Here is a 20,558-nt window from a genome sequence, read left to right as displayed (position 1 = left end):
TGCCTCGACCGGGGCCGGGTTCGACGAGTTCGGCGAGCCCTACGCGCTGACCGGTCGCGGCCAGGCGGGAGCGGTTCCCGTCACGCGGCACAGCGCCAGATACAGCGGTATCGGCGGGGTGTACGGCAGCTTGCCGTCCGGGCGGTGGATCAGCTCGGGGAGCTCAGGGACGTCCGGGACGACCGCGCTGGTGGCGTAGTGCGCCGGGGCAGGCCATTCCAGGGCTTGGTCGGAGTCGGACGGCACCAGCCACCACCAGTGCGTCTCGTCGGCGTAGACGCAGCCCACGCGGGGCAGCCGGGGCATCACCAGCCGGCCGAAACGGGCGGGTACCGCGACCGCGTCGCAGCCGAGCGGGGCGGTCATGCCGTCGGGGACGGACAGCCGCAGCGTCGGGCCCGTCGTCGGCAGTCCGCGCCGGAGGCGGGTCAGGGTGTCCAGGTTCAGGACCCGGCCACCGCGCCCGGGGCTCATGCCGGCCCCCGCTGTCGGCGTCGTTCCTGCCGGGGAACTTCCTGCCGTTCCTGCGGGGGAACCTCCTGGGCGCCCTTCGCATGGCGCGCCCGGTGTGCTTCGCCCCCGTCGCCCGAGCCGTCGGACTGCCCCGGCTTCGGACGGGCACCCCAGCCCAGGTCGTTCCGCGGCTCCGCCGGGTCGCGCGCCGTGTCCGCCGTGCGGGGCAGCTCGGCCCAGACCAGCAGCCCGGGGCCGTGCTCATGGGCACCCCAGGCGTCGCAGAGGGCGTCGACGAGGAGCAGTCCCCTCCCGTGCTCCTCCTCGGGCCGGGTCCGGCCGGCCGTGTGAGGCTGGCCCGGGGCGCAGCCCTCGTCACGCACGGCTATTCGTACCAGGTCGTCGCCGTCGTGCAGCTCGCACACTATGTGCGTGCTCGCCGTGTGCACGATGGCGTTGGTGACCAGTTCGGAAACCACCAGGGCCGCGCTGTCGCACGTGTCCTCGCACAGCGACCAGCCGGTCAGCCGGGCCCGCGTCAGGCGTCTGGCCTGTGCGGGAGAACCCGGATGTGCGGCCAGCTCGAAACGGAACCGGCGCTCGGCAGCGGGCCCGGCGGGGCTTGCTTCCGAGGTGGCACCCAGGCCGGGAGGGCCTGCGGCGGCGTCTGTTCCTAAGGGCGCGGACGGAATCACGCTTGCCACTATCGCCCCGCCGTGAACACTTGGCAAGTGTCACTCTGAAAAATGCAGAGTGCTGTGTGACGGTCTGAAAGGCCGTGGCACACTGCTCGCAACAGCACCTCGCGCGGCGCCAGTTGAGATCATCGAAGATCTGTTCGGAACGCTTGTTCGGATACGTGGTTCTTCGACAAGATCTTCGAATGGCGCCGCCGGGCTGTCAGCGTTCTTTTTGTGGCCGGCTCGTCAGAACTCTTCGTGGAGGTGGAGCGTGAGCGAACCGCGGTCCGCACCGACGGTGGGCCAGGTCGTCCTTGGTCGGCGCCTGCTGGATCTGCGGGAACGCGCCGGGATGAAGCGCGAGGAGGCCGCCCGCATCCTCCACGTCGCCCCCGCCACGGTCCGCCGTATGGAGATGGCCGAGGTCGCGCTCAAAATCCCGTACCTGCAACTGCTCCTGAAGGCCTACGGAATCTCCGGCGAGGAGGCCGATGCCTTCGTCCAGCTGGCCGAGGAAGCGAACAAGCCCGGCTGGTGGCAGCGTTTCCATGACATCCTCCCCGGCTGGTTCTCGATGTACGTGAGCCTGGAGGGCGCGGCCGGGGTCATCCGCAGTTACGAGCCCCATTTCGTCCCCGGGCTGCTGCAGACCGAGGACTACGCGCGCGGAGTGCTCCGGTCGGGCGCCATCGGCCAGACCCGGCCCGACGACATCGAACGCCATGTCGCCCTGCGGATGCAGCGCCAGGAACTGCTCACCCGCAAGGACGCGCCCCGGTTGTGGGTCGTGATGGACGAGACCGTGCTGCGGCGCCCGGTCGGCGGGCCGGAGGTGATGCGCGCCCAGGTCGACAGACTGCTCGAGGCCACGAAGCTGCCCAACGTCACGTTGCAGGTCGCCCCGTTCGCCGTCGGGGCGCACCCGGGCACGTACGGGCCGTTCGTGCTGTTCCGATTCGCCATGCCCGAACTGCCGGACATGGTCTACAGCGAGTACCTGACCGGCGCGGTCTACCTCGACGCGCGCGCCGAGGTGGCGACTCACCTCGAGGTCATGGACCGCATGGCGGCGCAGGCCGCCACGGCACATCGCACGAAGGAGATCCTCAGGGATCTCCGCAAGGAGCTGTGAATGGATCGCATCAAGCCGCGCAAACACGTCTACAACGGCATGCCCGCGCGCGACTTGGGCAGCGAAGGCTGGCACAAGCCGTGGAGCGGCGGCAACGGCGGGAACTGCCTGGAGGCGATGAAACTCGCTGACGGCCGGATCGCCGTCCGGCAGTCCACCGACCCGGACGGTCCGGCGCTGATCTACACCACGGACGAGATGACGGCCTTCATCGAAGGGGCGAAGGCGGGGGAGGCGGACTTCCTGCTGTCCTGACGTGATGGCCCGTGCTGCCGCTTTCTGTTCGCTTTCCGCCGCTCATCTTCGGCTCAACTTCCTTATTGTGGTGTTGAATTGACTATCTCTTGTGTCTTATGGAGTGCCTCATGACCGGGCAGGACCCCACCTCGGCCGTCGCGATCGACACGAGCAGACCGCATCCGGCGCGGATGTACGACTGGTACCTCGGCGGCAAGGACAACTACCCGGTCGACGAGGAGATGGGCCGGCAGATGCTCACCCTCGACCCGAGGGTGCCGGTCATGGCGCGCGTCAACCGCGCGTTCATGCACCGGGCCACACGCTGGCTGGCCCGCGACGGCGTACGGCAGTTCCTGGACGTGGGCACCGGCATCCCGACCGAGCCCAACCTCCACCAGGTCGCCCAGAAGATCGCCCCCGACGCCCGGATCGTCTACTGCGACAACGACCCCATCGTGCTGGCCCACGCGGCGGCCCTGCTGCGCGGCACGGACGAGGGGGCGACCGAGTACCTCCAGGCCGACGTGCGCGACCCGGACGCCATCCTGGAGGGCGCGAGGAAGGTCCTGGACTTCACCCGGCCGGTCGCGCTGTCGCTCATCGCGCTGCTGCACTTCGTCTCCGACGAGGACGGCGCGCACGACCTGGTCCGCCGGCTGCTCGCCGCACTGCCCTCCGGTAGCTACCTGGTCATCACCCACGCCACGGCAGACTTCACCCCGGAGGAGTCGAAGGCGGCCACCGAGAAGCTCCGGGCCGCCGGTGTCACCCTGGCCCTGCGCTCCCGCGAGGAGTTCACCCGCTTCTTCGACGGCCTCGACCTCGTCGAGCCCGGCGTCGAGGTGCCCCACCGCTGGCACCCCGAACTGGGCGAGCCCGTGCCCGGGCAGGACGACGGGGTGATTCCGGGATACGGAGCGGTGGCACGCAAGGCCTAGCTTTCCGAGGGCTCACGGGCCGGTCACGGCGGTGGCAGTGCACGGCACAGCGCCTCCAGGGCCGGCCCGTACGCGTGCTCGGAGGGAGTCGCGTATCCCACGACGAGGCCGTCGTCCGCCGCCATGTCCGTGTCCGGGTGCCGGAACGCGGCGAGGCCGTCGAGGGCGATGCCCTGCCAGACGGCGGCCTTCACCGTGGACGCCTCGGTGCCGGGCGGCAGCCGCAGCACCGCGTGCAGCCCGGCCGCGACACCGGTGGCCTCGATGTGCGGGGCGTGCTCGGCGAGCGCCGCGACGAGCCGGTCCCGGCGACCGCGGTACCGCTGCCGCATCCGCCGTACATGCCGGTCGTACGACCCGGACGTGACGAAGTCCGCCAGGCTCAGCTGGTCGAGGACGCTCGCCCACGCCTCCCGGTCCCCCTTCACGTCCAGGACGGCGCCGACGTACCGCTGCGGGAGCACCATCCAGCCCAGCCGCACCGCCGGCGACAGGCTCTTGCTGACCGAGCCGATGTGGATCACGCGCTCGGGGTCGAGGCCCTGGACGGCACCGACCGGCTTGCGGTCGTAGCGGAATTCCCCGTCGTAGTCGTCCTCCAGGACCAGGCCGCCACGCGCGCGTGCCCAGCCGATGACGGCGGCCCGGCGCGCGGGGTGCAGCGGGCCGCCCGTCGGGAACTGGTGCGCCGGCGTGAGCAGCACGGCACGCTCGCGCTCCAACCGGTCGACCCGGGCGCCGTGTTCGTCGAGGGGGAGCGGCACGGTCCGCACACCGGCCGCCGCGAGGACCTCCCGGTGGAATCCGAGCCCGTACGCCTCCACCGCCAGGGGCCCGCGCAGGACGCCCCCTCCGAACAGCAGCCGCAGCGCGTGCGCGAAGCCGGAGCAGATCACGATCCTGCCCGGCTCGGTGCGCACACCACGCGCGCGTGCCAGGTACTCCGTGAGCGCCTCCCGCAGTTCGCGCCGGCCGGCCGGGTCACCCGGCCCGAACACCTCGTTGGGCGCCTGCTGGAGAGCCCTCCGGTAGGAGGCCAGCCACGCGGTGCGCGGGAACGCCGAGGCGTCCGGCGTGCCCTGCGTCAGGTCGTGCCGGGGTCCACGCGCGCGTGCAGGTGCCTTGCGGGGCACGCGGGCGGCGGGCCGCAGCGGCTCGGCGCGCTCCGCGACCCGGGTGCCCGAGCCCTGGCGGGCGGTGAGCCAGCCCTCCGCGACGAGTTCCGCGTAGGCGTCGGCCACCGTGTTGCGGGCGACGCCCAGATCGGCCGCGAGCGAGCGGTACGGCGGCAGCCGCGTGCCCGGAGCGAGCCGCCCGCCGCGTACGGCCTCCCGCAGGGCCCGGATCAGCGCCGCGCGCCGGCCGCCCGGCCCGGTCAGCTCCAGATGCAGGTCGGCCCCGATCCGTTCCGCGGAATTGACCCACGAAGTCACCATGGAAATGCACCCTACAGCGGGTCTTTCCGGCTCGTAGGTTGAAGGACATGACGACGCACACGAGCACGAACAGCACGCAGGTGAAGGCGCCCCGGCTGGAGTTCGCCAAGTCCGCCCCGAAGGCCTTTCGGGCTCTCATCGCCTTCGACGCCGCCGCCCGCGAGGGTCTCGACCCGGCCCTCGTCGAACTGATCCAGATCCGCGCCTCGCACCTCAACCACTGCGCGTACTGCCTGCACATGCACACCAACGACGCCCGCAAGGCCGGCGAGAGCGAGGACCGGCTGCACATGGTCGCCGTGTGGCGCGAGGCCCGGCACTTCTTCACCGAGCGGGAACAGGCGGCCCTCGCCCTCACGGAGGCGATGACGCTCGTCGCCGACGCGGGTGTCCCGGACGAGGTCTACGCACAGGCCGCCGCGTTGTTCGACGAGCGTGAACTGGCCCAGGTGCTCGCTCTGATCTGCACCATCAACACCTGGAACCGGGTGGCGCTGTCGACGGCGAAGGTGGCCGGGACGGACGAGCGCTGATCGTCCTCAGGGCCGGGCTGCAGCCTGGCCCGGCGTGGGCTGGTCGTGCCTGGGCCGCCGTGGGCTGGTCGTGCCTGGCCCGGCGTGGGTCGGTCGTGCCTGGGCCGCCGTGGGTCGGTCGTGCCTAGACCGCCATGGGCCGGTCGTACGGCCCGATCGGGGACGGGAGCCTCGAACTGCCCGTCAGATAACGGTCGACCGCCGCCGCCACGGCCCGCCCCTCGGCGATCGCCCAGACGATGAGCGACTGGCCCCGGGCGGCGTCCCCCGCGGCGAACACGCCGGGCACGTTCGTGGCGAAACCGGCGTCACGCGCGATCGTGCCGCGGGGCTCCAGTTCCAGCCCCAGCTGGTCGACGAGCCCGTCCTTCCGGTCGGGCCCGGAGAAGCCGAGGGCGAGCAGCACGAGGTCGGCGGGGAGCGTCCGCCCGGTGCCCTCCACCGGGCGGCGCCGCGCGTCCACCTCGACCAGGTGCAGCGACCGCACATGGCCCGCCGCGTCACCGTCGAAGCGCAGCGTGGACGCCGCGAACAGCCGCACGTCAGCGTCGGCCACCGGAGCCGTCCGCAGGTCACGGGCCTCCTCGTGGGCGGCGGACAGCCGGTAGACCCGCACCGGATACGTCGGCCAGGGCTCGGTGTCCTCGTCGCGCTCGGTGTCCGGCAGCGCGTAGATGTCCAGCTGGGTCACGGAGGCGGCGCCCTCCCGGACGGCCGTGCCCAGGCAGTCGGCCCCGGTGTCGCCGCCGCCGACGATGACGACGTGCTTCCCGGCGGCCGACAGCGGGGACGTCTCCAGATCGCCCTCGCACACCCGGTTGGCCAGCGGGAGGTACTCCATCGCCTGGTGAACGCCCGTCAGCTCCCGTCCCGGCACGTGGAGTTCGCGCCATGCGGTCGCCCCCGTGGCGAGCACCACGGCGTCGTAACGAGTCCGTAGTTCATCGGCCCTGATGTCCCGCCCGACCGCCGTCGACGTACGGAACTTGGTCCCCTCGGCCCGCATCTGCTCCAGCCGCCGCTCCAGATGGTGTTTCTCCATCTTGAAGGCGGGGATGCCGTACCGCATCAGCCCGCCGAGCCGGTCGTCCCTCTCGTACACGGCGACCGTGTGCCCGGCCCGGGTCAGCTGCTGGGCCGCGGCCAGCCCGGTGGGCCCCGAACCGATCACCGCGACCGTCTTGCCGGACAGCCGCTCCGGCGGCCTCGACGGTGCGAAGCCCTCCTCCCACGCCCGGTCGGCGATCGCGCACTCGACGTTCTTGATGGTGACGGCCGGCTGGTTGATCGCCAGCACGCATCCCGCCTCGCACGGCGCCGGGCACAACCGGCCGGTGAACTCGGGGAAGTTGTTCGTGGCGTGCAGCCGGTCGGCGGCCGCCCGCCAGTCCTCCCTCGACACCAGGTCGTTCCACTCGGGGATCAGGTTGCCCAGCGGGCAGGCCTCGTGGCAGAAGGGGATGCCGCAGTCCATGCAGCGGTCGGCCTGCTTGCTGATGATCGGCAGCAGTGCGCCGGGGATGTACACCTCGTCCCAGTCCCGGACCCGCTCCTCGACGGGCCTGCGCGGCCAGTCCTGGCGGGGGGTGGTCATGAAACCCTTGGGGTCGGCCATGGCCGTCTTCCTTGCGTGCGCGGGGTGGCAGGCCGTGCGTCGTCGGGCGGCACTCTTCCGGCCACGATACGTCCGCGGCGGCGCACCCGCAGGGGGCGTCACACCGGCAGGGGGGCGGGACAGCGGTTGCCGGCGTGCTCAGGTGAGTGCCAGCACGTACGCCACCGCCGCCCCGGCCGAGGCGGCCGTCCGGACGTGGTTCCACATCGTCCACTCGCGCACATACGCCGGCCAGTACGCGGCCGCCTCAGAGGTGCCCGGCTCCAGCTTGAGCAGCGCGTCGTTGCGCGGCACGTTCGCGACCATGGTCACCCCGAACGAGCCGAACAGGTACAGCGCGCTGCCCAGCAGCAGCTCCACCGTCCCCTCATCCGGCCACAGGACGAACGTCACCACGGCGATCACCGCGCACAGCACGGCCGTCCCGAGGAACACGACCATGAAGGGCGGTGTCACCGCGGCCACGTTGATCGCGTTCATCGCGGCGGCTCCCTGCGCGGGCGGCAGCGTGGCGAGGCCCCGCATGACGAAGGTCGAGAAGCCGCAGAACACCCCGGCCACCAGGCCGGTCCCGAGCACACCCAGCACCGTCAGCACGAAGTACGGTCCGTCGATCATGTCAGCCTCTCCCGCCCGTCGAGCCGGCATCCTGCCCCGGCACCCTTCCTCACCACAACTGAAATCCCGTACGAGCACAGTGACCGCGGCCGAGCGGCGCGGGGCCGTACGCGAACGTCCACGGTCCACCGATGGGCCGGGGCGGGTCAGGGCTCGGGGGCCGCTCGGCACGCGAGCGCCACCGTATGACCGACCGGCCGCGTTGGCCGTGGCGACCTGGCGGGAGGGCGAACCTCCGGCAGCGCTGGTCGCGGCGACCTCCCGAGAGGACGAACCTCCGGCCGTACCTCGGGCACTGCGGTGGCGCCCGCCGACCCGGGCCGGGTCACCCGGCGGAACCGAGCCCTGCCTCGGCCCACCCCCTCAGCACCGTCTCCACCGCCGCCGCGATCCGCCGTCGCGCCTCGTGCCGCGGTACCCCGCTCATCAGCAGCCGGTCGTACGGCGTGTCCAGATGCCGTACGGACGCCACGACCGCCGAGGTCACCGCCCCCTCCGTCAGCGCCCGCCCGGCCGCGCTGCGGCCCACCCGCCCGCTGCCCCGCTCCGAGGCGTGCGCGGCGATGGCCCGCGCGCGGTCGGCCGGACATCGGGGAAACAGCCGCCGTATCTCCGCCGCGAACGCCTGAGCGAACAGGGCGTCCTGAACCGCCCGCCGCCGCGCGTCCCGCACCCGGCGCCGCCGTCGCGCCTCGGCGTCCGCGAGACACCGCTGCTCGGCCCTCGCGAGCGCCGCCTCCTCGACGAGAACGCCCTGCCGTTCGTAACGGCTCTTGCGCCGGTTGAACCGCACGACCACCGCCGACAGCGCGCTCTCCTCCCGCGATCTGCGCGTCAGCGCCGTATCGCCGCTCGGCTGGAACACCAGATGCCCGAGGTCGGCACAGTCGAGGCAGCGCGGGGCACCGTCCTCGAGGACGAGCAGCGGCAGCGGCCCTCGCCGGCACTCGGCGCAGTGCCGCCGCTTGAGGGGCTGGAAGACGAGAAGTCCGGTGTGGGGCGGGAGCGTCGCGCGCGGGACCATGTGGGGTTCCTGGACCATACGGGGGTCCGCGACCATACGGGGGTCCGCGACCATACGGGGGTCCGGGACCCTGCGAGGTTCCGGGACCATAGGAAGTTCATGGACCATGGGAGGTTCATTCCCGCTGACGGCGGCGCGCACTGCCTCCGCCGGAGGAGACCCGGGCGATCGTGGCGCCTCCCGTGCTCCCGTCCCTCCCCGGTGTCTGCGGCGCTCGCGGGCCTGACTCGTCCTGCCGCGGTCTGGCGCATCATGGGCCGTGTGCGACTCGAAGCGATCACCTGGGACCGGCTCGGCGACCTGCTCGCCGAGCGTCTGCTCGACCTGAAGCCCGCCGACGGCAGTCCCTGGCCGCGCATCGCCTTCGACGGCGCCCCGGCCGCCCGCCCGGGAGACCTCGCCCAGCGTGTCTCCGAGGCACTGCGCATACGCGGCCGCTCCTCGCTCGTCGTGGGCACGGAGGGCTTTCTGCGCCCCGCCTCCGTGCGACTGGAGTACGGCCACCGGGACGTGGAGTCCTACTACAGCGGCTGGTACGACACCAACGCCCTGTGGCGGGAGGTGTTCGGCCCCCTCGAAGCCGGCGGCGACGGCCGCGTCCTGCCGGACCTGTGGGACCCGGCCGCCGACCGGGCCACCCGCAGCCCCTACGTCCAACTCCCGCCCGGCGGCGTGCTGCTGCTGCACGGGCCCTTCCTCCTTCGGCATTGGTTCCCCTTCGATCTGAGCGTCCACGTCCTGCTCTCCCCGGGCGCTCTGCGACGCCGCACGCCCGAGGACGAGCAGTGGACCCTGCCGGCCTTCGAGCGCTACGAGCAGGAGACCGACCCGGTGGGCACGGCCGACGTCCTGGTACGGGCCGATGATCCGCGCCATCCGGCGTGGGGCGGCTGAGCCGGTGGCGGGCCGGCCCGGGGGCGCTGCTCCGTGTGCGGGCGCCGGGTGACGCGGCGAGAATGAAGGGTGCCGGGACATGCGGTGCCTCCCGCGCCGCGCCGGCCGTCCGGCACCGGGAGGTACTTCATGACCACCGCCGGAGACATCATGCACCGCGGCGTCCAGTGGATCCCCGCCCACGAAACCCTCGACCGCGCGGCCCAGCTCATGCGCGAACTGAACGTCGGCGCCCTGCCCATCAGCGACGAGAACGAGCGGCTCTGCGGCATCCTCACCGACCGCGACATCGTCGTCGGCTGCGTCGCCCTGGGCCACGAACCCGCCAGGGTCACCGCGGGCGCGATGGCCAAGGGCACCCCTCGCTGGATCGACGCGGACGCCGATGTCACCGAGGTGCTCCACGAGATGCAGGAGCACCAGATCCGCCGCCTGCCCGTCATCCGGGACAAGCGCCTGGTCGGCATGATCAGCGAAGCCGACCTGGCCCGGCACCTGGCGGGCGACCAGATCGCCTCCTGGGCCGAGAGCGTCTACGCCAGGACCGCCCCGCGCTGACCGCGCGTCACCCCGTCACGCCCCCGCAGGCCGCGGCCCCCGTCAGAGCCAGCCGCTGCGCCGGAACCCCCGGTACAGCGTCAGGCACGCGACGGATATGACGCCGATGACCATGCCGTAGCCGTATCGCCAGTGCAGCTCCGGCATGTGGTCGAAGTTCATGCCGTACACCCCGCAGACCATCGTCGGCACGGCGATGATCGCGGCCCACGCCGTGATCTTCCGCATGTCCTCGTTCTGCGCGACCGTGACCTGCGCGAGGTGCGCCTGGAGGATGGAGTTGAGCAGTTCGTCGAAGGCGGCGATCTGCTCCTTCGCCCGCAGCAGGTGGTCCGAGACATCGCGGAAGTACGCCTGTATCTCCGGGTCGACCGCCCGGATCGGCCGGGTGGCGAGATCCTCCAGCGGCCGGCTGAGCGGCACCACCGCCCGCTTCAGTTCCAGGAGTTCACGCTTGAGCTGGTAGATGCGCCCCGGGTCCACCCGCGCGCCGGTCTCCGCGAACACGTCCGTCTCGACCTGGTCGATGTCCGCCTGCACCGAGTCCGTGACGGTCAGGTAGTCGTCCACCACGTGGTCCGCGATCGCGTGCAGCACCGCGGACGGGCCCTTCGCCAATTGGTGGGGATCGGACTCCAGCTCCTCGCGCAGCGGGCCCAGCGAGCCGTGCCGGCCGTGCCGCACCGTGATCACGAAGTCCTTGCCGACGAAGACCATGATCTCGCCGGTGTCCACCACCTCGCTGGTGGCCGTGAGTTCCTCGTGCTCGACGTAGCAGACCGTTTTGAGCACCGCGAAGAGCGTCTCGTCGTAGCGCTCCAGCTTGGGGCGCTGGTGGGCCTCGACGGCGTCCTCCACGGCCAGGGGGTGCAGGTCGAAGAGCTCGGCGATGCCCGCGAACTCCCGGTCGGTCGGCTCGTGCAGGCCGAGCCAGACGAAGCCCTCGCCCTTCTTGCGCACCGACTCCACGGCATCCACCAGATCGCCGCGCGCAGCGGTGCGGACACCGTCCCGGTACGTCACGCAGTTCACCACGGAGGAGCCCAGCGGGGAGCGGGCCGGGTGACTCAGGTCGACGCGTGGGCGCCGCCGAGCCAGCCGAGCCACCTTGCGGAGGCCGCCGACCCCGCCGAGGCTCGTGACCTTCCGCAGATTCCCTGCCATGGACATCTGCATCTCCTTGCGTGGAGCTCCGCGCAACCGTTCCGCGCCTTGGCTCGTCAGTCTGCCAGGCCGACGTGAGCTGCGAGTAAGGCTGTGGAAACGGCTCATTCCGCTTTGTTCCCGGCTGTGGACGAGGTCGTCCCCGGCCCCGTAGGGGGGCGTCGACGTTCCGTATCGGAGCGTCAACCATCGCGGACAAGTCGGGCAACTGGGATGATCGCGTCATGACGCGAACCGATGGGTACCTCTTCGACAACCGGCAGACCGAGGCCGCAGAACACTTCAGCGCCTTCGCCGCTCTCTTCGACCCCACGACCTTCCGGCACCTCGAAGCGCTCGGCATCGGATTCGGCTGGCGGTGCTGGGAGGTCGGAGCCGGCGGTACCTCCGTGGTGTCGTGGCTGGCGAAGAAGGTCGGCCCGACCGGACGCGTCGTCGCCACCGGTACCGACACCTCATGGCTCGCCCCCGCTGCCCGGCCACCCGTCGAGGTGCGCGTGCACGACCTCGGCGCCCAGGAGCCGCCGGGGGAGGGCTTCGACCTGGTGCACGCCCGCCTCGCCCTCGTCCACGTGACCGACCGGGCACGGGCGTTGCGGTCCATGGCCAAGGCGCTGCGCCCCGGCGGGCGCATCCTCGTCGAGGACGCCGACCCCGCCCTTCAGCCGCTGCTCTGCCCCGACGAGTACGGCCCCGAGCAGCAGCTCGCGAACCGGCTGCGGCACGGTTTCCGCAGACTGCTCGCCGAACGCGGGACCGACCTCCCCTGCGGCCGCACCCTCCCGCGTCTGCTGCGGGAGGCCGGCCTGACCCGCGTGCACGCCGACGCCTACTTCCCCGTCGCCTCGCCGGCTTGCGCCGCCCTGGAGTCCGTCACGATCCGTCAGATCCGCGACCAGTTGGTCACCGCGGGCCTTGCCACGGACCAGGACATCGACCGGCATCTCGCGAACGTCACGTCCGGCGCCCTCGATCTGACGACGGCCCCGATGATCTCGGCGTGGGGGCGCAAGCATTAGCCAGGGGGCGTGCGGTCGCCGGGCATCAGCCGGGCAGGGGCGGCCTGCCGCCCACCCGTTCCACCGCCCTCGCACCCGCCCGGCAGCCCTCCGCCGCCGCCTCCTCCGGCCCGGCCCCCGCGAGCAGGGCGGCGAGGAACGCGCCGGTGAAGGCGTCACCGGCGCCCGTGGTGTCCCGTGGCGTCGCCGGTACGGCGGGAACGCGGGCGCACACCTTCCCCGAGCGGGCCACGAGCGCCCCCTGGTGCCCCTGCTTGGCCACCACCAGCGGAACACGCAGGCTCAGCTCGGCCGCCGCCTCGGCCGCGTCGGTCAGCCCCGTCAGCAGACACGCCTCGTCCCGGCTGGGCAGCAGCACGTCCACGCCCTCGACGAGCGCGAGGAAACGCCCGGCGCCCAGCTCCCCGAGGAAACCGGACGACGCGGGATCCAGACTCACCGGCACACCACGCGCGCGTGCGGCTTTCAGAGCCACCGTCACCAGGGCGCGACTCGGTTCGGAGAACAGGAGGTAGCCCGACAGGTGCAGCCGGGCCACACCGTCGAGCAGAGCGTCCGACCAGTCAGCGGGTTCGAGCCGCAACGACGCGCCGCTGTCGGTGAGGAACGTCCGCTCCGCCGAAGCGCCTCCGTCCACCAGGCAGATCACCGTCCCGGTCGGCGCCTGCGGGTCGACGACGAGCCGCGGACGCACGCCGTGGGCCACCAGCTCGCGCTCGTGCCAGGCAGCGGCCTCCGCCCCCACGCGCCCGAGCAGCCGCACCTCCGCCGCGCCCCCGTGTGCGGCCCAGCACGCCAGGTTGGCGCCCGCGCCGCCCGGCACCGTCCGGATCGAGGCCGCCGTGTCCGTACCGGCCGCGAGCGGCCCCTCGTGCCGCGCGACGACGTCCGTGATGACGTCCCCGACGACCAGCAGCGCCCCGCCGTCCGCGGAGCGCGCAGCGACTTCCGATGGGGCGGTTCGACTCTCCGCCTTGCCCACCGGCACCTCCGATGGTCCGATTCCACTCTCCGCTGAGCGGGTCCTGCCCTCCGCCGAGCCCGCTACCGCCTCGATGGGCCGGTTGCACTCTCCGCCGAGTGCGTCCTGCCCTCCGCCGAGCCCGCTGCCACCTGCCATGGCGGCTCCGCTCCCCGCCGAGTCGGCTCTGCCTACCGCACCGCGACCGCGACCCCGTTCGTGATCGGCCCCGGCCCCGGTCATCCCCGTGCCCAGGCCGCCGCGATCCGCGCCGCCAGGCGTACGTTGCCGCGGACCGCCGCCAGGTTGGCGGTCAGGGAGGCGCCGTCGGTGTGCCGTACGAGGTAGTCGAGCAGGAACGGCGTCACCGCCTGGCCGGTGATTCCCTCCTCCTCGCACGCGTGCAGCGCGTCCGCGAGCACCCGCGCGTGCAGCTCCGGATCGAGCTGCTCCGCCTCGGGGACGGGGTTGGCGACGATCAGCGCAGACTCCGGCCCGGCGAGGTCGTCCTGGGCCCGCATGACGCCCGCCACCTGCTCCGGCGTCCGCAGCGTCCAGTCCACCGGATGCCCCGAGTCGGACAGATAGAAGCCGGGGAACCGGTCGGTGCCGTAACCGGCCACCGCGACGCCCAGCGTCTCCAGCCGCTGCAAGGTCGCCGGCACGTCCAGGATCGACTTCACTCCGGCACACACCACGGTGATCCGCGTCCGCGCCAGCAGCCCCAGGTCGGCCGACTCGTCCTGCGTCACCGTCCACTGCCGGTGCACCCCGCCGAGCCCGCCCGTCGCGAACACGCGCACGCCCGCCAGCGCTGCCAGCAGCGCCGTCGCCGACACCGTCGTCGCCCCGCTCGCGCCGGAGGCCGTCGCGAGCGGCAGGTCGCGGTGGCCCAGCTTGCGGATGCCGTCCTCGTTCGCGACGCGCTCCAGCTGCTCCTTGTCCAGCCCGACATGGGGCCGCCCGTCCAGCACGGCGATCGTCGCGGGCACCGCGCCCTCCTGCCGCACGGCCGTCTCCAGCTCCAGCGCCACCTGGAGGTTGCGCGGCCGCGGCAGTCCGTGGGCGATGATCGTGGACTCCAGGGCCACCACGGGCCGACGCGCGTCGATCGCCTCCCGCACTTCTTCTGACACCACCAGCACCACGCGCCTGCCTCCTGTCGGTCGGTCTCCCCTCATCCCTGGCGAGCGGCGCGCCGGGCCAAACCCTTGCGGGCTGTCGGCGAGGTCACGAGCCTGGGATGCATGACGGACAACACACCACGACTCGACCACGTCGTCCTCTGGGTGCGCGACCCGGTCGCCGCCGCCGACTTCTACGAGAAGGCCGTAGGACTGGAGACGGTCAGGCTCACCGAGTTCACCGCCGGTGAGGTGCCGTTCCCCTCCGTACGCGTCAACGACGGGACCATCCTGGACCTCATGCCGCTGACCTTCGCGGAACGCATGACCATGCTGCCCGGCGCCGCCGACAGCGCGGGGCACCCCGTCAACCACGTCTGCCTGTCCCTGCCCCGGGGCGACTTCGACGCCCTTCTCAGCCGCCTGGAGGAATGCTCCGTACCGGTGTCGGACCTTTCGTACGACTCCTTCGGAGCCCGGGGCAAGGCCACGCGCAGCTTCTACTTCCGCGACCCGGACGGCAACGTCTTCGAGGCGCGGCACTACGACTGACCGGGCCGGCCTCAGAACAGCGGCTCGGGCAGTACCCCTTCGAGGGCGAGAAGCTTCCGCTTGGTCTCCAGCCCGCCCCCGAAGCCGCCGATTCCGCCGCCGCTCTCGACGACCCGGTGACAGGGCACCACCACCGGCAGCGGGTTGGCCCCCATCGCTATGCCCACGGCCTGGGCGGCGCCCGGCTGGCCGACCCGCCCGGCCAGATCGCCGTACCCGACGACCGTGCCGTACGGCACACCGGATGCCAGCTCGCGCAGGACCTCCCGGTTGAAACCGGAGATCAGCGACCAGTCGAGCGGCAGGTCGAAGTCGCGGCGCTCCCCCGCGAGGTACGCCTCGACCTGACGTATCGCCTCGGCCAGCAGCGGGGAGCCGGGCGCCTCGACGGGCTCGGTGCCGAGCCGTGACGCCAGCCGCCCGACCGCCCGGTCCCGCACCGCGTCCGTGGCATGGAACACGACGTTCACCAGGCCCTCGCGGGTCGCCGCCAGCAACAGCGGGCCGATGCCGCTGCCGACGACGCCCCACACGACCCGCTGCTCGACCTCACCATGGCTGTCCATGCGCCCACCGTACGACCCGCCACTGACAACGCCGCCCCGGCCTACGACCCACCACAGACGCTGTCCCAGACCTGACGCCGCCCCAGCCGAAGGGCCCGCCCACCGGCCCGCCGGCCGGCCTCACCCGTCCACGGCCTCCCGGACCACATCCGGCTTGTTCGTGATGATCCCGTCGACCCCGTACCCGGCGACCCGCTGGGCCGTCGCCGCGTCGTCGACCGTCCAGGTGAAGACCTCCAGCGGCCTGCCGTGCGGCCCGGTGAACGCCTGGACGGAGGCGACGTACGCCGTGGAGAGCGAGCCGTACGACGGGTTGATCTGGTCGGCGAAGCCGGCGTAGACCGGCAGGCCGGACACGGGCGGCGTGCCCAGCAGGCCGGTCTTCACGGCGGGCTTCAGCTCGTGCACCGTCCGCACGCTGTCCGCGCTGAAGCTCTGCACGATCAGCCGGCCTCTCACATGCGACCGGTCCAGCCAGCCCTCGTTGCCGAGGACCTTGAGCGTCTGCCGCTCGATGCCCGGATACAGCTCCGGGTTCTTGATCTCCAGGAGAAGCTTCTGGTGATGACGCTCGACGCGGTGCACGAACTGTTCCAGCGTCGGCACGCGCGCGCCCGCGTACGCGGGGCCGAACCAGCTGCCCGCGTCGAGACGGGAGATCTCCGCGGCGGTGAAGTCCCTCACCTTCCAGGGAGCCCGGTCGGGAAAGACCTCCTCGACGTCGGTGGTGCGCCGCAGATTGTCGTCGTGGAGGACGACGAGCTCACCGTCCCTGGTCCGCTGCACGTCGTTCTCCACCCAGCGGATGCCCAGCTCGGCCGCCTTGTCCACGGCCGCCAGCGTGTTCTCGGGCGCGTACGCGGAAGCCCCCCGGTGCGCGATGACCAGCGGCCGACCGTCGCCGGCGGCGGCCTGCGCCGGGGAGACGGGGAACAGGAGGGCGGCGGTCCCCAGGAGCGCGGTGGTCGAGGCGGCAACAGCGCGCGCGTGCATACGAACTCCTCGCGTCGAGCGATCACGGCGTCACAGACAGCTCAACTGTGACAGCAGAGTGTCAACGCGAGAGGGGTACAGGATGGCCACAGGGTGAATGGCGAGGACCCAACTCCGCTCACTGGTACCGCACAACTGCGGCAAGGGCGTGTTTCTTTGCCGGAAAGTCGTTCGACCATTCCGGTGGGAGTCATACTCTCTGCGTCGACCCTGACCGCTCCTGCGGTCCTGGGAGGGGGCGCACATCAGGAATTCCGGGACGCAAAGGGCGGGAAGGGCAGCCGCGCATGCAGGGCACGGTCGACGGATTCAGCTACGGCCTGGTCACACCCCTGGTGGCCTACCTCATGGCCTGCCTCGGCGGCGCCCTGGGCCTGCGCTGCACCACCAGGTCCATGCTCGTCGCCCAGTCCTGGCGCCCCGGCTGGCTCGCCCTCGGCTCGGCCGCCATCGGCTCCGGCATATGGACCATGCACTTCATCGCGATGATGGGGTTCACGATCCGGGGGACCCCGATCCACTACGACAAGCCGATGACCTTCGCGAGCCTGGCCGTCGCGATCGTGATGGTGGGCATCGGGATCTTCATCGTCGGCTACAAGGGAGCCCGCGGAACGGCTCTGTTCACCGGCGGCACCATCACCGGCCTGGGCATCGCGTCGATGCACTACCTCGGCATGGCCAGCATGCGCCTGGACGGGAAGCTGGAGTACAACACGCTCACCGTCGGCATCTCCGTCGCGATCGCCATGGCCGCCGCCACCGCCGCCCTGTGGGCGGCCGGCCAGGTCCGGGGCTTCCTGTGGAGCGTGGGCGCCAGCCTCGTCATGGGACTCGCCGTCAGCGGCATGCACTACACTGGCATGGCCGCCCTCAGCGTCCACCTGCACGGAACGGCCGAACCCACCGCGGGAGAGTCGCCCGCGGCCCTGCTCGCCCCCATGCTGATCGGCCCGCTCTCCTTCCTCCTCCTCGCGGGTGTCGTAGTGATGTTCGACCCGCTGATGGTCATGGGGAAGCCCACGGCCGTCGCCGTCGAGCAGAGGCCCGGCATCCCGGCCCACACCGCCCACAACCCGGAGCGCCTGCGGTTCCGCCCCCGCCGCACCGTGGAGCACCGCGGCTCCCGGACCCCGCAGAACCGCTGATCGGAGCCGGTTGTCAGTGCGGGGTCGTACGGTGGATCCCATGCGGCCCGTTTCCCACATCGAACGCACGGTGGCGCCCTTCGAGGTCGTCAGCCCCTACCAGCCGAGCGGCGACCAGCCGGCGGCCATCGCCGAGCTCGCCCGACGCGTCCAGGCAGGAGAGAAGGACGTCGTCCTCCTGGGCGCCACCGGCACCGGCAAGTCCGCCACCACCGCGTGGATGATCGAGAAGCTCCAGCGCCCCACGCTCGTGATGGCGCCGAACAAGACGCTGGCCGCCCAGCTGGCGAACGAGTTCCGAGAGCTGCTCCCGAACAACGCGGTCGAGTACTTCGTCTCGTACTACGACTACTACCAGCCCGAGGCCTACGTCCCGCAGTCGGACACCTACATCGAGAAGGACTCCTCGATCAACGAGGAGGTCGAGCGCCTGCGCCACTCCGCGACCAACTCGCTGCTCACCCGCCGCGACGTCGTCGTGGTCGCCTCGGTCTCCTGCATCTACGGCCTCGGTACGCCGCAGGAGTACGTGGACCGCATGGTCCCCCTCCGCGTCGGCGAGGAGCACGACCGCGACGAGCTGCTGCGCCGCTTCGTGGACATCCAGTACACGCGCAACGACATGGCCTTCAGCCGCGGCACCTTCCGCGTCCGCGGCGACACCATCGAGATCTTCCCGGTCTACGAGGAGCTGGCCGTCCGCATCGAGATGTTCGGCGACGAGATCGAGGCGCTGTCCACGCTGCACCCGGTCACCGGCGAGATCATCAGCGACGACCAGCAGCTGTACGTCTTCCCCGCCTCCCACTACGTCGCAGGGCCCGAGCGCCTGGAGCGGGCCGTCAACGACATCGAGAAGGAGCTGGGCGAGCGCCTCGCCGAGCTGGAGAAGCAGGGCAAGCTCCTGGAAGCCCAGCGCCTCAGGATGCGCACGACGTACGACATCGAGATGCTCCGCCAGATCGGCTCCTGCTCCGGAGTGGAGAACTACTCGATGCACTTCGACGGCCGCCTGCCCGGCTCCCCGCCCAACACCCTGCTGGACTACTTCCCGGACGACTTCCTCCTCGTCATCGACGAGTCGCACGTCACGGTCCCGCAGATCGGCGCCATGTACGAGGGCGACGCCTCCCGCAAGCGCACCCTCGTCGACCACGGCTTCCGGCTGCCCTCCGCCCTGGACAACCGCCCGCTGAAGTGGGAGGAGTTCCAGCAGCGCATCGGCCAGACGGTCTACCTGTCGGCGACCCCGGGCGCCTACGAGCTCTCCCGCTCGGACGGAGTCGTCGAGCAGATCATCCGCCCCACCGGCCTCGTCGACCCGGAAGTCGTCGTCAAGCCCACCGAGGGCCAGATCGACGACCTGGTGCACGAGATCCGGCAGCGCACCGAGAAGGACGAGCGCGTCCTGGTCACCACGCTCACCAAGAAGATGGCCGAGGACCTCACGGACTACTTCCTGGAGCTGGGAATCCAGGTGCGCTACCTGCACAGCGACGTCGACACCCTGCGCCGCGTCGAACTCCTGCGTGAGCTGCGCGCCGGTGAGTACGACGTGCTGGTCGGCATCAACCTCCTGCGGGAGGGCCTCGACCTGCCCGAGGTGTCCCTGGTGGCGATCCTGGACGCCGACAAGGAAGGCTTCCTGCGCTCCGGCACCTCCCTGATCCAGACCATCGGCCGTGCCGCGCGCAACGTCTCCGGCCAGGTCCACATGTACGCCGACAAGATCACCCCGGCGATGGCGAAGGCCATCGACGAGACCAACCGGCGCCGGGAGAAGCAGGTCGCGTACAACAAGGAGCGGGGCCTCGACCCCCAGCCGCTCCGCAAGAAGATCAACGACATCGTCGCGCAGATCGCCCGCGAGGACATCGACACCGAGCAGCTGCTCGGCTCGGGCTACCGCAAGGCGAAGAAGGACGGCGGAGGCACCAAGGCGCCTGTGCCCTCCCTGGGCAGGACGGCCGAGGGCGCCAAGCCGGCCAGGGGCAGGGGCAAGGCCAAGGAGACGGTGCCGACCGACCGCCCCGCGGCCGAACTCAGCGCGCAGATCGAGGAGCTCACCGCGCGCATGCGGGCCGCCGCCGCGGACCTCCAGTTCGAGATCGCGGCCCGGCTGCGCGACGAGGTCTCCGAGATGAAGAAGGAGCTGCGCCAGATGAAGGAGGCGGGCCTGGCCTGACAGCGGACCGCGTACGCGCAGTGTTGCAAGACCGACACAAAGTGCGGACCGGGGCTCGGCACTGTCAGTGCCCCTGCGTAGTGTTCTGATCAACCGCGACTGCGCGGCAACAGGGGACGTCCGAGAGGGGATCAGCGCGTGACCGTCAACATGACCAAGGGTCAGGCCATCAGTCTGCAGAAGAAGGACGGCGGCAGCCTGACCGCGGTGCGCATGGGTCTCGGCTGGCAGGCGGCTCCCCGGCGCGGCCTGTTCGGCTCGCGTACGCGAGAGGTCGACCTCGACGCCTCGGCCGTCCTGTTCGCCGACAAGCAGCCGGTCGACGTCGTCTTCTTCCGCCACCTGGTGAGCGACGACGGCTCGGTGCGCCACACCGGTGACAATCTCGTCGGCGGTGTCGGCCAGGGCGGCGACGACGAGGCGATCCTCGTCGACCTCTCGCGCGTCCCGGTCCACATCGACCAGATCGTCTTCACCGTGAACTCCTTCACGGGCCAGACGTTCCAGGAGGTGCAGAACGCGTTCTGCCGCCTGGTCGACGAGACCAACGGCCAGGAGCTCGCCCGCTACACCCTGGCCGGCGGCGGCCAGTACACGGCCCAGATCATGGCCAAGGTGCACCGCTCGGGCCCGGGCTGGACGATGACGGCCCTCGGCAACCCGGCCAACGGTCGTACGTTCCAGGACCTGATGCCGGCGATCCTGCCCGTCCTCTGAGGGCCCGG

At 71.6% G+C, this 20,558-nt stretch carries 22 protein-coding genes; 11 read left to right on the top strand and 11 right to left on the bottom strand.

What is annotated here, in order from left to right:
• Window positions 1-39: 39 nt before the first annotated feature.
• Window positions 40-474: a hypothetical protein gene (locus tag HDA41_RS09875; protein ID WP_184982607.1), complete on the bottom strand. Its 435-nt coding sequence runs from the start codon at window positions 472-474 to the stop codon at window positions 40-42.
• Complete coding sequence (locus tag HDA41_RS09870; RefSeq protein WP_230299568.1) at window positions 471-1,157, bottom strand: ATP-binding protein; 687 nt, start codon at window positions 1,155-1,157, stop codon at window positions 471-473. Before HDA41_RS09870 ends, HDA41_RS09875 begins: the two co-directional genes overlap by 4 nt.
• A 247-nt stretch (window positions 1,158-1,404) precedes the next feature.
• On the opposite strand from HDA41_RS09870, the gene HDA41_RS09865 reads away from it, so the two are divergent.
• The 3 genes from HDA41_RS09865 (at window position 1,405) to HDA41_RS09855 (ending at window position 3,443) form a co-directional block, all read left to right on the top strand.
• A complete protein-coding gene (locus tag HDA41_RS09865; protein WP_184982605.1) occupies window positions 1,405-2,265 on the top strand; it encodes a Sco1979 family transcriptional regulator in 861 nt (286 codons plus the stop codon).
• Window positions 2,266-2,520: a DUF397 domain-containing protein gene (locus HDA41_RS09860; protein WP_020277664.1), complete on the top strand. Its 255-nt coding sequence runs from the start codon at window positions 2,266-2,268 to the stop codon at window positions 2,518-2,520. It begins immediately after the preceding gene.
• Between the two features lie 110 nt (window positions 2,521-2,630).
• Complete coding sequence (locus HDA41_RS09855) at window positions 2,631-3,443, top strand: SAM-dependent methyltransferase (RefSeq protein WP_184982603.1); 813 nt, start codon at window positions 2,631-2,633, stop codon at window positions 3,441-3,443.
• A 23-nt stretch (window positions 3,444-3,466) separates the two neighbouring features.
• On the opposite strand, the gene pdxR is transcribed toward HDA41_RS09855, so the two are convergent.
• Window positions 3,467-4,879 carry a MocR-like pyridoxine biosynthesis transcription factor PdxR gene (gene pdxR / locus HDA41_RS09850; protein WP_184982600.1) on the bottom strand — a complete coding sequence of 471 codons (1,413 nt, stop codon included), beginning with the start codon at window positions 4,877-4,879 and terminating at the stop codon, window positions 3,467-3,469.
• A gap of 47 nt (window positions 4,880-4,926) precedes the next feature.
• On the opposite strand from pdxR, the gene HDA41_RS09845 reads away from it, so the two are divergent.
• The gene (locus HDA41_RS09845; RefSeq protein WP_184982598.1) at window positions 4,927-5,412 is read left to right on the top strand and encodes a carboxymuconolactone decarboxylase family protein; all 486 of its coding nucleotides are present in this window, start codon (window positions 4,927-4,929) and stop codon (window positions 5,410-5,412) included.
• Between the two features lie 124 nt (window positions 5,413-5,536).
• On the opposite strand, the gene HDA41_RS09840 is transcribed toward HDA41_RS09845, so the two are convergent.
• The 3 genes from HDA41_RS09840 to HDA41_RS09830 form a co-directional block, all read right to left on the bottom strand.
• On the bottom strand, window positions 5,537-7,027 hold the full coding sequence (locus tag HDA41_RS09840) for a glutamate synthase subunit beta (RefSeq protein ID WP_184982595.1): 1,491 nt from the start codon (window positions 7,025-7,027) through the stop codon (window positions 5,537-5,539).
• Window positions 7,028-7,165: 138 nt separating this feature from the next.
• Entirely contained in the window at window positions 7,166-7,645 is a 480-nt protein-coding gene (locus HDA41_RS09835) for an anthrone oxygenase family protein (RefSeq protein ID WP_184982594.1), read from the bottom strand.
• A gap of 325 nt (window positions 7,646-7,970) precedes the next feature.
• Window positions 7,971-8,687, bottom strand: a complete 717-nt coding sequence (locus HDA41_RS09830; protein WP_230299569.1) for a DUF2293 domain-containing protein — start codon at window positions 8,685-8,687, stop codon at window positions 7,971-7,973.
• Window positions 8,688-8,921: 234 nt separating this feature from the next.
• Here HDA41_RS09830 and HDA41_RS09825 point away from each other — a divergent pair, with 234 nt between their 5' ends.
• Entirely contained in the window at window positions 8,922-9,563 is a 642-nt protein-coding gene (locus HDA41_RS09825) for a nucleoside/nucleotide kinase family protein (protein WP_184982590.1), read from the top strand.
• 129 nt (window positions 9,564-9,692) lie between these two features.
• Complete coding sequence (locus HDA41_RS09820; RefSeq protein ID WP_184982588.1) at window positions 9,693-10,121, top strand: CBS domain-containing protein; 429 nt, start codon at window positions 9,693-9,695, stop codon at window positions 10,119-10,121.
• Window positions 10,122-10,163: 42 nt separating this feature from the next.
• Here HDA41_RS09820 and corA read toward each other — a convergent pair whose 3' ends face one another.
• Window positions 10,164-11,291 carry a magnesium/cobalt transporter CorA gene (gene corA / locus HDA41_RS09815; RefSeq protein WP_184982586.1) on the bottom strand — a complete coding sequence of 376 codons (1,128 nt, stop codon included), beginning with the start codon at window positions 11,289-11,291 and terminating at the stop codon, window positions 10,164-10,166.
• 218 nt (window positions 11,292-11,509) lie between these two features.
• Between corA and HDA41_RS09810 the strand changes: the two genes are divergently transcribed.
• On the top strand, window positions 11,510-12,304 hold the full coding sequence (locus HDA41_RS09810; protein ID WP_184982584.1) for a methyltransferase domain-containing protein: 795 nt from the start codon (window positions 11,510-11,512) through the stop codon (window positions 12,302-12,304).
• Window positions 12,305-12,329: 25 nt separating this feature from the next.
• Here HDA41_RS09810 and HDA41_RS09805 read toward each other — a convergent pair whose 3' ends face one another.
• Together HDA41_RS09805 and HDA41_RS09800 are read right to left on the bottom strand one after the other, a co-directional pair.
• Window positions 12,330-13,424 carry a carbohydrate kinase family protein gene (locus HDA41_RS09805; RefSeq protein ID WP_230299570.1) on the bottom strand — a complete coding sequence of 365 codons (1,095 nt, stop codon included), beginning with the start codon at window positions 13,422-13,424 and terminating at the stop codon, window positions 12,330-12,332.
• Window positions 13,425-13,504: 80 nt separating this feature from the next.
• On the bottom strand, window positions 13,505-14,410 hold the full coding sequence (locus tag HDA41_RS09800) for a pseudouridine-5'-phosphate glycosidase (protein WP_184993285.1): 906 nt from the start codon (window positions 14,408-14,410) through the stop codon (window positions 13,505-13,507).
• A 102-nt stretch (window positions 14,411-14,512) separates the two neighbouring features.
• Here HDA41_RS09800 and HDA41_RS09795 point away from each other — a divergent pair, with 102 nt between their 5' ends.
• Entirely contained in the window at window positions 14,513-14,941 is a 429-nt protein-coding gene (locus HDA41_RS09795; RefSeq protein ID WP_184982582.1) for a VOC family protein, read from the top strand.
• Window positions 14,942-14,952: 11 nt separating this feature from the next.
• Here the strand turns inward: HDA41_RS09795 and HDA41_RS09790 are convergent, their stop codons facing one another.
• Window positions 14,953-15,507 carry a methylated-DNA--[protein]-cysteine S-methyltransferase gene (locus HDA41_RS09790; RefSeq protein ID WP_184982580.1) on the bottom strand — a complete coding sequence of 185 codons (555 nt, stop codon included), beginning with the start codon at window positions 15,505-15,507 and terminating at the stop codon, window positions 14,953-14,955.
• A gap of 120 nt (window positions 15,508-15,627) precedes the next feature.
• On the bottom strand, window positions 15,628-16,500 hold the full coding sequence (locus HDA41_RS09785) for a glycerophosphodiester phosphodiesterase (RefSeq protein WP_184982578.1): 873 nt from the start codon (window positions 16,498-16,500) through the stop codon (window positions 15,628-15,630).
• Window positions 16,501-16,787: 287 nt separating this feature from the next.
• Here HDA41_RS09785 and HDA41_RS09780 point away from each other — a divergent pair, with 287 nt between their 5' ends.
• The 3 genes from HDA41_RS09780 to HDA41_RS09770 all read left to right on the top strand — a co-directional run bounded on the left by HDA41_RS09780 (window position 16,788) and on the right by HDA41_RS09770 (window position 20,550).
• The gene (locus HDA41_RS09780; protein ID WP_184982576.1) at window positions 16,788-17,648 is read left to right on the top strand and encodes an MHYT domain-containing protein; all 861 of its coding nucleotides are present in this window, start codon (window positions 16,788-16,790) and stop codon (window positions 17,646-17,648) included.
• 40 nt (window positions 17,649-17,688) lie between these two features.
• Window positions 17,689-19,833: an excinuclease ABC subunit UvrB gene (gene uvrB / locus HDA41_RS09775; RefSeq protein ID WP_184982568.1), complete on the top strand. Its 2,145-nt coding sequence runs from the start codon at window positions 17,689-17,691 to the stop codon at window positions 19,831-19,833.
• A 138-nt stretch (window positions 19,834-19,971) separates the two neighbouring features.
• Window positions 19,972-20,550: a TerD family protein gene (locus HDA41_RS09770; protein WP_184982565.1), complete on the top strand. Its 579-nt coding sequence runs from the start codon at window positions 19,972-19,974 to the stop codon at window positions 20,548-20,550.
• The last annotated feature ends 8 nt before the right edge of the window (window positions 20,551-20,558 follow it).

It is taken from the genome of Streptomyces caelestis (assembly GCF_014205255.1).
Lineage (GTDB): Bacteria > Actinomycetota > Actinomycetes > Streptomycetales > Streptomycetaceae > Streptomyces > Streptomyces caelestis.
Note: the sequence above shows the minus strand (reverse complement) of the source record. Positions and strands in the feature narration are given on the sequence as shown.